Source organism: Pseudomonas sp. P5_A2_2 (genome assembly GCF_054177685.1).
The window spans coordinates 1-11140 of record NZ_JBGCUL010000082.1 but is presented as its reverse complement, the minus strand read 5'-3'; the positions used below and the strand labels follow the sequence as shown (position 1 = coordinate 11140).

Here is an 11140-nt window from a genome sequence, read left to right as displayed (position 1 = left end):
CGGGCAAGCCCGCTCCCACAGGGAGCCAGGGTGAACACATTTTTGTGCTCGTCTACGATCAACTGTGGGAGCGGGCTTGCCCGCGATGGCGTCCGCAAGCTCACCGAAAATCACTGGGATTGAATAATGCTTAACCGCTCCCCCACCACCATCTCGGTAATCCAGTCCACCAGGATCGAGGTGTAGGCCTGCTGGGAAATCGGGTCACTCAAGGCATGGTCGGCTCCATCGATGATGCGGTGGGTCAGTGAGTGCGTCTGCTGGCAGGCTGCCCGATAGCTCATGATCGTCGCGTGGGGCACGTATTCGTCGGTCTCGGACTGCACCAGCAGGACATCCCCGGTGAACTGCGAACAGGCATGCAACGCGCGGTTACTGTCGGCACGTACCAGGGTACCTCGGTAATCACGTAGATCCAGTTTGTCCAGATCGCGTTTCGGCGTGTGCCATTGCTCGTCGCGATACAACGCCGGTACCCGTAGCGCCAGCCAACGCACCGGCCTGAGCGAGGTCAGAATCGAGGCCAGATACCCCCCGTAACTGGTGCCGACCACGGCAATCGCCGACGTATCGAGAGCCGGGTGCGCGAGCAATCGGTCATAGGCTGCCAACAGGTCACGCAGGTTGTCTTCGCGGGTCACCCGGGACAATGGAATACCGGTGCCGCCGGTGTGTCCGCGCAGGTCGAACGTCAGGCAGACACAGCCCAACGCGGCGATGCCCTTGGCGCGCTCCAGATCCCGCTCCTGACTGCCGCCCCAACCGTGCACGAAGAGCACGCCGGGGACTTTCGATTTGGGGCTCAGAAAAGTCCCGCTCATCTGTTCGTTGTCGATGTCGATCTGAATGGATTCGCTTCTAGCCGTCATAGGATTTAACCGTCACATACTTGAGGAGAAAGTCACTGGTCTGCGCCGGCCCGCGATACACCTCGATGGCGTCTGCCGGCAACGGCTGATCGCTGTAGGTTTCCACCGAAGACACACGAGTCGCGCGCATCCCCGGATCGTTGACGAAACTCTGCAAGGCCGCTACCTCGGCGCTGCTGGCACCGCCCATGCGCCAGGACTGTTCGAGCACGCCACTGCGCTGTTTGCCGTCGCTATCGATGCCCTGAGCGATGTCGTAGTTGCGCCGCGATGCATAGAAACCTGGATAGGCTTCATCCGCGGCGCTGTCGAACACCTGCGCTTGCTTGATAGCCACCCGCACATCATCGGCCAGGTCCAGCTTCAGTAAATCGACGTAGCTGCCCTGCACCACCAACAGGTTCGAGCCGCCATACACCTCTTCGCCCCTTGCGTCCTTGGTCAAGTATTGTTCACCGCAGTAACTCAGCACCTTGTCGCCGATGAAACTCTGACCGACGCTGTGGGTGATCACTTGATCCAGGTCCTGCTCCAACACCACGCCTTGCGCGAACAGCGTTTTGGCTTCGGGTCGGGCGAGGATTTCGTCGAACCGGTCGAGGCTGTCGATCACTTCCTGACCCCGCCCGGCGCAGGCGTGAATCGGCTTGAGGCGGATCGGGCCGGTATAGAGCAGATGCTTCGCCGCTGGCCGTGCATCCTCCAGCGAGAACACACTGAGACCGTCGAGCACGACACTGCGCACCCGCTCGGAAAACAATGGTGCCCAGCCTTGCGGTGCATGGGCATGGTGGTTGAGCAATCCATGACTGATGGCTTTGGTGCATATGAAGTCGTGGTCGACATAACCGCCCCACAAGTCCTCCGGCCCCTTGACCCCGAGTTGCCGGGCAACCGCAGCGCCCACCAGGGTCTGGGTCGGCAACAGGTAGAGGTCCTGCCCGTCGTGCAACTGCGGGTCGTAGCTGCCGCCGTACTCGAGCCCCAGTATCTGCGCCAGCCAGCGGGCCAGTGCACGGTTGGTTTCGACTTCATGCAGTGGCGCATCGGCGAGCACCGAATGGGCGACCACCAGTTTCTTGCGGTTTGTTGGGGTCATGCCCCCCCCCCTTCAATCGACGCTTGATGAATGTAGCTGAAGGGGTGCAGAGATCAGGCCAAGCCTGTGTACGGGGAAAGGGTTTTCAAATCAGCCTGTTGCGCAGAAAGTGATGGCATGATGCCTGTTTTATTCTGCACGACGCCCTTTGAAATTCCGGCATTTTGCACGATTCAAACCCGCACACCCGACCCTGTGGGAGCGAGCTTGCTCGCGATAGCGGTGTGTCAGACACATCAATGTTGAATGTCATGCCCTCATCGCGAGCGAGCTCGCTCCCACAGTATGTTTGTGGTGCTGCGTCTAGCGCGGCGCCGCCCCCGGTGTCACCCCAAACCGCATCCGATAATCACTCGGCGCCAGCCCGGTGATTTTCTTGAACGTCGCGCGAAACGCCCCGGGGTCCTGGTAACCCACGGTCCAGGCGATATGGTCGATGGTGCCGTTGGTGAACTCGAGCATTTCCCGGGCCTTGCCGACTCGCAGATGCTGGCAGTATTCGGTGGGTTTGAGCCCGGTAGCCGCGCGGAATCTTCGCAGGAAGGTGCGCTCCTCCAGCCCTGCCTTTTCGGCCATCGCCGCCAGCGACACATCGATTGCCCCGGTGCTTTGCAGCCAGTGTTGCACCTTGAGGATCGCCGCATCACCATGACCGAGGATCGGCGCAAAGTTGCTGCCGCACTCACTGGCGCTGTCGCTGTGCTCCACCACCAGAAAACGTGCGGTATTGGTGGCAATGCTCGGTCCCAACAACCGGTTGACCAGGCGCAAACCCAGTTCGGACCAGGCCATCAGCCCGGCGGTGGTAATCAGATCACCGTCATCGACAATCGGTGTGTCGGCCTTGAGCCTGATCGCCGGGTAACGTTCGGCAAAGGTTTTGGCCGAGGTCCAGTGGGTGGTGGCGCTACGACCGTCGAGCAGACCACTTTCGGCCAACAGGATAGAACCCACGCAAACCCCGCCCAGCGTCGCGCCGCTGGCATGTTGCTCGCGCAACCAGCGGATCAATCCCTGTGGCGCCTGGCCTTCGGAAAAACCGGCGATCGATGGCGGAATCAACACGGCCACCGGGGTGCGCTCCGGACCGGGATGGCTGTTGAAGACCCGAACTGGCGGCTGATCACCTTCGACCTGCCAATGGCTGACCCGCAACAGCGGCAACTGCGCAGACTGATGTTCGGCGGCGATCCGGTTGGCCACCCCGAACAAGTCCGTCAAGCCATGCACCGCCGCCATCTGCGCGCCGGGATAGATCAGCACACCGAGCTCGGCGATTGCCCTTTCTGCATCCATTGTCAGTTTTCCCCCTCTTATTGTCGGTGCGGCCAATCCCCGGATCGTCTGCCAGCGCCAATACTTCATTCCACACCAACACACACTTCGAGGAATCAGTCATGGCCAAGCAAGCGCTCATCGTAGTCGATATCCAGAACGACTACTTCCCCCAAGGCAAGTGGCCGCTGGTCGGTGCCGACGCCGCCGCAGACAACGCCGCACGCCTGATCAAGGCCTTCCGCGACGCCGGTGATTCGGTGGTGCACATCCGCCACGAATTCACCTCCGAAGAGGCACCGTTTTTCTCCCCGAACTCCGAAGGCGCCAAGCTCCACCCCAAAGTTCTCAACCGCGCCGACGAGCCTGTGGTGCTCAAGCACTTCGTCAATTCATTCCGCGAAACCGAGCTGAAATCGATCCTCGACGAGCAAGGCATCAAGGAACTGGTGGTCGTGGGCAGCATGAGCCACATGTGCGTCGACGGCATCACCCGTGCGGCGGCGGACTTTGGCTATAAGGTAACCGTGATCCACGACGCCTGCGCGACCCGTGACCTGGAGTTCAATGGCGTGACAGTTCCGGCGACGCAGGTTCATGCGGCGTTCATGGCAGCCCTGGCGTTTGCGTATGCCAGCGTAGTGTCGACCAACGATTTCCTCGCGGCCTGAGTCTGCGGTTAAATTCCACCGCCCATAAAAAACCCGCACTTCAGGCCGAAGTGCGGGTTTTGTTTTGTCAGCTTGTAGCTTGTAGCTTGTAGCTTGTAGCTTGTAACTTGAGGCTTGCAGCTGCTTTAGAACGGAATATCGTCATCAAAGCTGTCGAAATCCGGAGCCGGCTGAGGAGCAGCCGGCTGTGGCGCCGGACGCGACTGTTGCGGTGCCGACTGCTGTGGACGCGGAGCCTGCTGGCGCGGAGCGGATTGCTGGTAGTTGTTACCGCCGCCCTGACCCTGTTGGTCGCCTTGTGGACGACCGCCCAGCAACTGCATGGTGCCTTGCATGTCGACCACGATTTCGGTGGTGTAACGCTTGATACCGTCTTTTTCCCACTCGCGGGTCTGCAGCTTGCCTTCGATGTACACCTGCGAACCTTTACGCAGGTATTCGCCGGCGATCTCAGCCACTTTGCCGAACATCGACACACGGTGCCATTCGGTTTTTTCGACTTTCTGACCGGTTTGCTTGTCGGTCCACTGTTCGCTGGTCGCCAGACTCAAGTTGGTCACGGCGTTACCATTGGGCAGGTAACGAACTTCAGGATCCTGGCCGCAAGTGCCGACCAATATGACTTTGTTAACCCCACGGGCCATTACGTTCTCCTAGGCTACGCACGCTGCCCCGGCCGAGTTGTTCACCAGGCTTTCAAGGGTGGTGCGATCCAATAGTTCGGTGTCCAATTTGATGTAAATGGCCGCTTCATCAGCGACTATCACTGCATCTGTTACCCCTACGACCGCCTTCAGGCGCTCGACCAGACCCGCTTCGCGGATCGCCTCGGGCGACAACGGCAAGCGCAGGCTTGTCACGTAGGGAGGTTCTCGCATGGTAACAGCAAAGGCCAGCCAGAGGGCAGCCAGACCGGCGCATCCGAGGAACACAACCGACAGACCGCCATGCTGGAACAGCCAGCCGCCGAGGATGCCCCCCAGTGCCGAGCCCAGGAACTGGCTGGTGGAATAAACCCCCATCGCCGTACCCTTGCCGCCCGCCGGTGAAACCTTGCTGATCAGCGATGGCAACGAAGCTTCCAGCAGATTGAATGCGGTGAAGAACACCACCGTACCGATCACCAGAGCCCGCAAGCTATCGCCGAACTGCCAGAAGAATAGCTCAGTGAGCATCAGCGTCACGACGGCGCCGAGTAAAACTCGTTTCATTTTGCGTTTCTTCTCGCCGTAGATAATGAACGGGATCATGGCGAAGAAAGAAATCAGCAGCGCGGTCAGGTACACCCACCAGTGCTGCTCTTTGGGCAGCCCGGCCTTCTCGACCAGCGCCAGTGGCAAGGCGACGAAGCTGGACATCAACATCGCGTGCAAGACAAAAATGCCGAGGTCCAGGCGCAGCAGGTCCGGATGCTTGAGGGTCGGGATCAGCGCCTGGCGCGCGACACCGGACTCGCGATGYTGCAACGGGCTGGTGGAGCGCGGCACCATGAACATCACGATCACGATGCCGAACAACGCCATGCCGCCCGTGGCAAGGAACAGCCCGGACAGCCCGAAGGCGCGGGTCAGCAGCGGGCCGACCACCATGGCCACCGCAAACGACAGGCCGATGGTCATGCCGATCATGGCCATGGCCTTGGTCCGGTGCTGCTCGCGGGTCAGGTCCGACAGCAAGGCCATGACCGCCGCGGAAATCGCCCCGGCGCCCTGCAGGATTCGCCCGGCAATCACACCCCAGATCGAATCGGCATTGGCTGCCAGCAGACTGCCGAGGGCAAACACGATCAGGCCCAGGTAAATCACCGGGCGGCGACCGATGCGGTCGGAAATGAAACCGAAAGGAATCTGGAAAACCGCCTGGGTCAGCCCATAAGCGCCAATCGCCAGGCCAATCAGGGCCGGAGTAGCCCCGGCCAGATCCATCCCATAGGTCGCCAGAACCGGCAACACCATGAACATGCCAAGCATACGGAAGGCGAACACCAGGGCCAGACCGCTTGCTGCGCGGGTCTCGCTGCCACTCATGCGCTCGCTGTGGGGATCGTGCATGGAAAAACCTCATGTTAACCGGCGGCGATTCTACCAGTCCCTTCGATTGGCAGGGTATATCGCGACGCTTTGACGCGCATTGCTGACACACTCTTCATGTAAGACAGTAGCCCACTCGTTTGATAGTGTGCATCCATCCAGTATTTGGCCGTATACTCCTACGTTTTCGACGCCCGCCAAGCGAGGCCACCTTGGACAAGATCCTGATTCGTGGGGCTCGAACCCACAACCTGAAGAACATCGACCTGACCCTGCCACGGGACAAGCTGATCGTCATCACCGGCCTGTCCGGCTCCGGAAAGTCGTCCCTGGCGTTCGACACCCTGTACGCCGAAGGTCAGCGCCGCTACGTCGAATCGCTGTCGGCCTACGCCCGGCAGTTCCTGTCGATGATGGAAAAACCCGATGTCGACACCATCGAAGGCCTGTCGCCGGCGATCTCCATCGAGCAGAAGTCCACCTCGCACAACCCGCGCTCGACGGTCGGCACCATTACCGAAATCTACGACTACCTGCGTCTGCTTTATGCACGCGTGGGTATTCCCCGTTGCCCGGATCACGATATCCCGCTGGAAGCGCAGACCGTCAGCCAGATGGTCGACCTGGTCCTCGCCGAACCGGAGGGCAGCAAACTGATGCTGTTGGCGCCGGTCATCCGCGAGCGCAAAGGCGAGCACCTGTCGGTTTTCGAAGAGCTGCGCGCCCAAGGGTTCGTCCGCGCCCGAATCAACGGCAAGCTCTACGAGCTGGACGAAGCACCCAAGCTCGACAAGCAGAAAAAACATACCATTGATGTCGTGGTCGACCGCTTCAAGGTTCGCGCCGACCTGCAACAACGCCTGGCGGAATCCTTCGAGACCGCGCTGAAACTGGCGGACGGCATCGCCCTGGTGGCCCCGATGGACGACGAGCCGGGTGAAGAGATGATCTTCTCCGCACGCTTCGCCTGCCCGATCTGTGGTCACGCCATCAGCGAGCTTGAGCCAAAACTGTTCTCCTTCAACAACCCGGCGGGCGCTTGCCCGACCTGTGATGGTTTGGGAGTAAAGCAGTTCTTCGACATCAAGCGCCTGGTCAATGGCGAACTGACCCTGGCCGAAGGGGCGATTCGTGGCTGGGATCGGCGCAACGTCTATTACTTCCAGATGCTCGGGTCGCTGGCGGCCCACTATAAATTCAGCCTTGAAGTGCCGTTCAACGAATTGGCCGCTGACCAGCAGAAAAATATCCTGCACGGCAGCGGTTCGCAAAACGTCGACTTCAAATACCTGAACGACCGTGGCGATATCGTCAAACGCTCGCATCCGTTCGAAGGCATCGTGCCGAACCTGGAGCGACGCTACCGCGAGACCGAATCGGCATCGGTGCGCGAAGAGCTGGCCAAGTTCCTCAGCACCCAGTCGTGCCCGGATTGCCGCGGCACCCGCCTGCGGCGTGAGGCGCGGCACGTGTGGGTCGGCGAGAAAACCCTGCCGGCAGTGACCAACCTGCCTATCGGTGATGCGTCCGATTATTTTGGCGGGCTCAAGCTCACCGGAAGGCGTGGGGAAATTGCCGACAAGATCCTCAAGGAAATCCGCGAACGCCTGCAGTTCCTGGTCAACGTCGGTCTCGACTATCTGTCGCTGGATCGCAGCGCGGACACCTTGTCCGGTGGTGAGGCCCAGCGTATTCGTCTGGCCAGCCAGATTGGTGCCGGCCTGGTGGGCGTCCTGTACATCCTAGACGAGCCCTCCATCGGCCTGCATCAGCGCGATAACGACCGGCTACTGGGCACCCTCAAGCATCTGCGTGATATCGGTAACACGGTGATCGTGGTCGAGCACGACGAAGACGCCATTCGTCTGGCCGACTACGTGGTGGACATCGGCCCGGGCGCGGGTGTGCATGGCGGGCATATCGTCGCCGAAGGCACGCCGGCCGAGGTCATGGCGCATCCGGACTCGCTGACCGGCAAATACCTGTCGGGCCGGGTGAAGATCGAAGTCCCGGCCAAGCGCACACCACGCAACAAGAAGCTGACGCTGGCGCTCAAGGGCGCGCGTGGCAACAACCTGCGCAATGTCGACCTGGAGATTCCGATCGGCCTGCTGACCTGTGTGACCGGCGTGTCCGGCTCCGGCAAGTCGACGCTGATCAACAACACGCTGTTCCCTTTGAGCGCTACAGCGCTGAATGGCGCCACTACCCTTGAAGCGGCCGTCCACGACAGCATCAAGGGCCTTGAGCACCTGGACAAGGTCGTCGACATCGACCAGAGCCCGATCGGCCGTACACCGCGCTCCAACCCGGCGACCTACACCGGATTGTTCACGCCGATCCGCGAGTTGTTCGCCGGCGTACCGGAGTCCCGCTCCCGGGGCTACGGGCCGGGGCGCTTCTCCTTCAACGTCAAGGGCGGCCGCTGCGAGGCTTGTCAGGGCGACGGCTTGATCAAGGTGGAGATGCACTTCCTGCCGGACATCTACGTGCCGTGCGACGTGTGCAAGAGCAAGCGTTACAACCGCGAAACCCTGGAGATCAAGTACAAGGGCAAGAACATCCACGAAACCCTCGAGATGACCATCGAGGAAGCACGGGAGTTCTTCGATGCTGTACCGGCCCTGGCGCGCAAGCTGCAAACGTTGATGGACGTCGGCCTGTCGTACATCAAGCTGGGGCAATCGGCGACCACACTCTCCGGTGGTGAAGCCCAACGGGTGAAACTCTCCCGCGAGCTGTCCAAGCGCGATACCGGCAAGACCCTGTACATCCTCGATGAACCGACCACCGGGCTGCACTTCGCGGATATCCAGCAACTGCTGGACGTGCTGCATCGCCTGCGCGACCACGGCAACACCGTGGTGGTGATCGAACACAACCTGGACGTGATCAAGACCGCTGACTGGCTGGTGGACCTGGGTCCGGAGGGTGGTTCCAAGGGCGGTCAGATCATTGCCGTCGGCACGCCGGAGGAAGTGTCCGAGATGAAGCAATCCCACACCGGTTACTACCTCAAACCGCTGCTGGAGCGTGATCGGGCTTAACCTGGCCCCACGAAAAAGCCCCTGTCACTTCATCAGTGACAGGGGCTTTTTTGTATCCGCTGAATCAGGCGTGGGATTGCAGGTAGTTCTCAAGCCCGATCAACTTGATCAGACCCAACTGCTTCTCGAGCCAGTAGGTGTGATCTTCTTCTGTGTCATGCAATTGAACCCGCAGCATTTCGCGGCTGACATAGTCCTTGTGCTGCTCGCAGAGCGTGATGCCCTTGCACAGCGCAGCCCGCACCTTGTACTCCAGGCGCAAATCCGCTTCGAGCATCTCTGTCACCGTGGTGCCGACATCGAGATCGTCCGGACGCATGCGCGGCGTGCCTTCGAGCATCAGAATCCGGCGCATCAGGGCATCGGCGTGCCCTGCTTCCTCTTCCATTTCGTGGTTGATTCGTTCGTAGAGCTTGGCGAAACCCCAGTCCTCATACATCCGCGAGTGGACGAAATATTGATCACGCGCGGCCAGTTCGCCGGTCAGCAACGTGTTGAGGTAATCGATCACATCTGGGTGGCCTTGCATCGCCCTACATCTCCCTGCCTGAAAGTTGTAGTTTGAACCAACATGCCCTTATCGTCACTCGCAAGACGCAATAAAAGCGAAGATATTCTGAGAAAAGCGGCTGAAATAACGCAAAAAACCGCCCAAACAAGGGCGGTTCTGCTTCTCATTTAGACTTCGTTAAGCTGTACGTTGAGTAGCTTTGCGATTGCTTCTCCATACGCCGGGTCAGCCTTGTAGAAATGTTGCAGCTGGCGATCAACCACATCACTCGACACACCCGCCATCGCACCGGCAATGTTGCTGACCAGCAGCGATTTCTGCTCTTCAGTCATCAAGCGGAACAACGCACCGGCATGACTGTAGTAATCCGTGTCTTCACGGTGGTCGTAACGATCGGCGGCACCACTGAGGGCCAACGCTGGCTCTGCGTAACGAGGCGCCTGCTTCGGCGACTCGACGTAGCTGTTCGGCTCGTAGTTCGGCGCTGCACCGCCATTGCCGCCAAAAGCCATCGAACCATCGCGCTGGTAAGTGTTGACCGGACTGCGCGCAGCGTTGACGGGCAACTGCTGGTGATTGGTGCCGACACGGTAGCGATGAGCGTCCGCGTAGGCGAAGACCCGACCTTGCAGCATACGATCCGGCGACAGACCAACTCCCGGCACCATATTGCTGGGACCGAACGCCGCTTGCTCGACTTCCGCGAAGTAGTTCTGCGGGTTGCGATTGAGCTCCAGCACTCCGACTTCAATCAGTGGAAACTCTTTCTGCGACCAGGTTTTGGTGACATCAAACGGGTTCTCGTAGTGCGTCGCCGCCTGAGCCTCGCTCATGATCTGAATGCACACGCGCCATTTCGGGAAATCACCCTGCTCGATGGCATTGAACAAGTCGCGCTGGGCGTAATCCGGATCGGTACCCGCCAGGCGCGCCGCCTCGGCAGGAGCGAGGTTCTTGATCCCTTGTTGGGTCTTGTAGTGCCACTTCACCCAGTGACGCTCACCTTGAGCGTTGATAAGGCTGTAAGTGTGGCTGCCGAAGCCGTGCATGTGGCGGTATCCGTCAGGGATACCCCGGTCGGAGAACAGGATGGTGACCTGATGCAGCGCCTCGGGCGAATGCGACCAGAAATCCCACATCATCTGGGCACTCTTCAGGTTGCTTTGCGGTAAACGCTTCTGGGTGTGGATAAAGTCCGGAAACTTCAGTGGATCGCGAATGAAAAACACGGGGGTGTTGTTGCCAACGATGTCCCAGTTGCCTTCCTCGGTGTAAAACTTCAAGGCAAAGCCGCGCGGATCACGCTCGGTATCGGCCGAACCACGCTCACCGCCCACGGTGGAAAACCGCAGGAAAGTGGGGGTTTGCTTGCCGACCGCCTCAAACAGCTTCGCGCTGGTGTATTGAGTGATATCGCGCGTGACGGTGAACGTACCGTAGGCCCCCGAGCCTTTGGCGTGCACACGGCGCTCAGGGATGTTTTCACGGTTGAAGTGGGCAAGCTTCTCGATCAGGTGAAAGTCGTCGAGCAGCAACGGGCCACGAGGGCCGGCGGAACGGGAATTCTGGTTATCGGCAACAGGAGCGCCACTGGCGGTGGTAAGCGTTTTGTTTTGGCTCATGCGATCTTCCTTCCTC

9 protein-coding genes are annotated in these 11140 nt (G+C 60.1%); 2 read left to right on the top strand and 7 right to left on the bottom strand.

From position 1 onward, the window contains the following. Nucleotides 1–110: 110 nt before the first annotated feature. From ACXRVY_RS08915 to ACXRVY_RS08905, 3 genes are all read right to left on the bottom strand, one after another. Complete coding sequence (locus ACXRVY_RS08915) at nt 111–869, bottom strand: alpha/beta hydrolase family protein (protein ID WP_223461682.1); 759 nt, start codon at nt 867–869, stop codon at nt 111–113. Beyond that, the gene (locus ACXRVY_RS08910) at nt 859–1968 is read right to left on the bottom strand and encodes a DUF3182 family protein (RefSeq protein WP_223461680.1); all 1110 of its coding nucleotides are present in this window, start codon (nt 1966–1968) and stop codon (nt 859–861) included. Before ACXRVY_RS08910 ends, ACXRVY_RS08915 begins: the two co-directional genes overlap by 11 nt. 303 nt (nt 1969–2271) lie before the next feature. Next, nucleotides 2272–3264 carry a GlxA family transcriptional regulator gene (locus ACXRVY_RS08905; protein ID WP_223461678.1) on the bottom strand — a complete coding sequence of 331 codons (993 nt, stop codon included), beginning with the start codon at nt 3262–3264 and terminating at the stop codon, nt 2272–2274. A 101-nt stretch (nt 3265–3365) separates the two neighbouring features. On the opposite strand from ACXRVY_RS08905, the gene ACXRVY_RS08900 reads away from it, so the two are divergent. Further along, a complete protein-coding gene (locus ACXRVY_RS08900) occupies nt 3366–3914 on the top strand; it encodes a cysteine hydrolase family protein (RefSeq protein ID WP_223461676.1) in 549 nt (182 codons plus the stop codon). 125 nt (nt 3915–4039) lie between these two features. On the opposite strand, the gene ACXRVY_RS08895 is transcribed toward ACXRVY_RS08900, so the two are convergent. After that, on the bottom strand, nt 4040–4558 hold the full coding sequence (locus ACXRVY_RS08895; RefSeq protein ID WP_223461674.1) for a single-stranded DNA-binding protein: 519 nt from the start codon (nt 4556–4558) through the stop codon (nt 4040–4042). Between the two features lie 9 nt (nt 4559–4567). Then, on the bottom strand, nt 4568–5965 hold the full coding sequence (locus tag ACXRVY_RS08890; protein ID WP_223461671.1) for an MFS transporter: 1398 nt from the start codon (nt 5963–5965) through the stop codon (nt 4568–4570). A gap of 191 nt (nt 5966–6156) precedes the next feature. On the opposite strand from ACXRVY_RS08890, the gene uvrA reads away from it, so the two are divergent. Continuing rightward, entirely contained in the window at nt 6157–8991 is a 2835-nt protein-coding gene (gene uvrA / locus ACXRVY_RS08885) for an excinuclease ABC subunit UvrA (RefSeq protein WP_223461669.1), read from the top strand. Between the two features lie 64 nt (nt 8992–9055). On the opposite strand, the gene bfr is transcribed toward uvrA, so the two are convergent. Beyond that, entirely contained in the window at nt 9056–9520 is a 465-nt protein-coding gene (bfr, locus tag ACXRVY_RS08880; protein ID WP_223461667.1) for a bacterioferritin, read from the bottom strand. Between the two features lie 149 nt (nt 9521–9669). Next, a complete protein-coding gene (locus tag ACXRVY_RS08875) occupies nt 9670–11124 on the bottom strand; it encodes a catalase (RefSeq protein WP_223461665.1) in 1455 nt (484 codons plus the stop codon). Nucleotides 11125–11140: the final 16 nt, after the last annotated feature.

Coding starts and splice junctions, on each gene's coding strand:
- ACXRVY_RS08875 (WP_223461665.1), bottom strand. CDS start 11,124: ATGAGCCAAAACAAAACGCTTACCACCGCCAGTGGCGCTCCTGTTGCC.
- ACXRVY_RS08905 (WP_223461678.1), bottom strand. CDS start 3,264: ATGGATGCAGAAAGGGCAATCGCCGAGCTCGGTGTGCTGATCTATCCC.
- ACXRVY_RS08910 (WP_223461680.1), bottom strand. CDS start 1,968: ATGACCCCAACAAACCGCAAGAAACTGGTGGTCGCCCATTCGGTGCTC.
- ACXRVY_RS08900 (WP_223461676.1), top strand. CDS start 3,366: ATGGCCAAGCAAGCGCTCATCGTAGTCGATATCCAGAACGACTACTTC.
- ACXRVY_RS08895 (WP_223461674.1), bottom strand. CDS start 4,558: ATGGCCCGTGGGGTTAACAAAGTCATATTGGTCGGCACTTGCGGCCAG.
- ACXRVY_RS08915 (WP_223461682.1), bottom strand. CDS start 869: ATGACGGCTAGAAGCGAATCCATTCAGATCGACATCGACAACGAACAG.
- bfr (WP_223461667.1), bottom strand. CDS start 9,520: ATGCAAGGCCACCCAGATGTGATCGATTACCTCAACACGTTGCTGACC.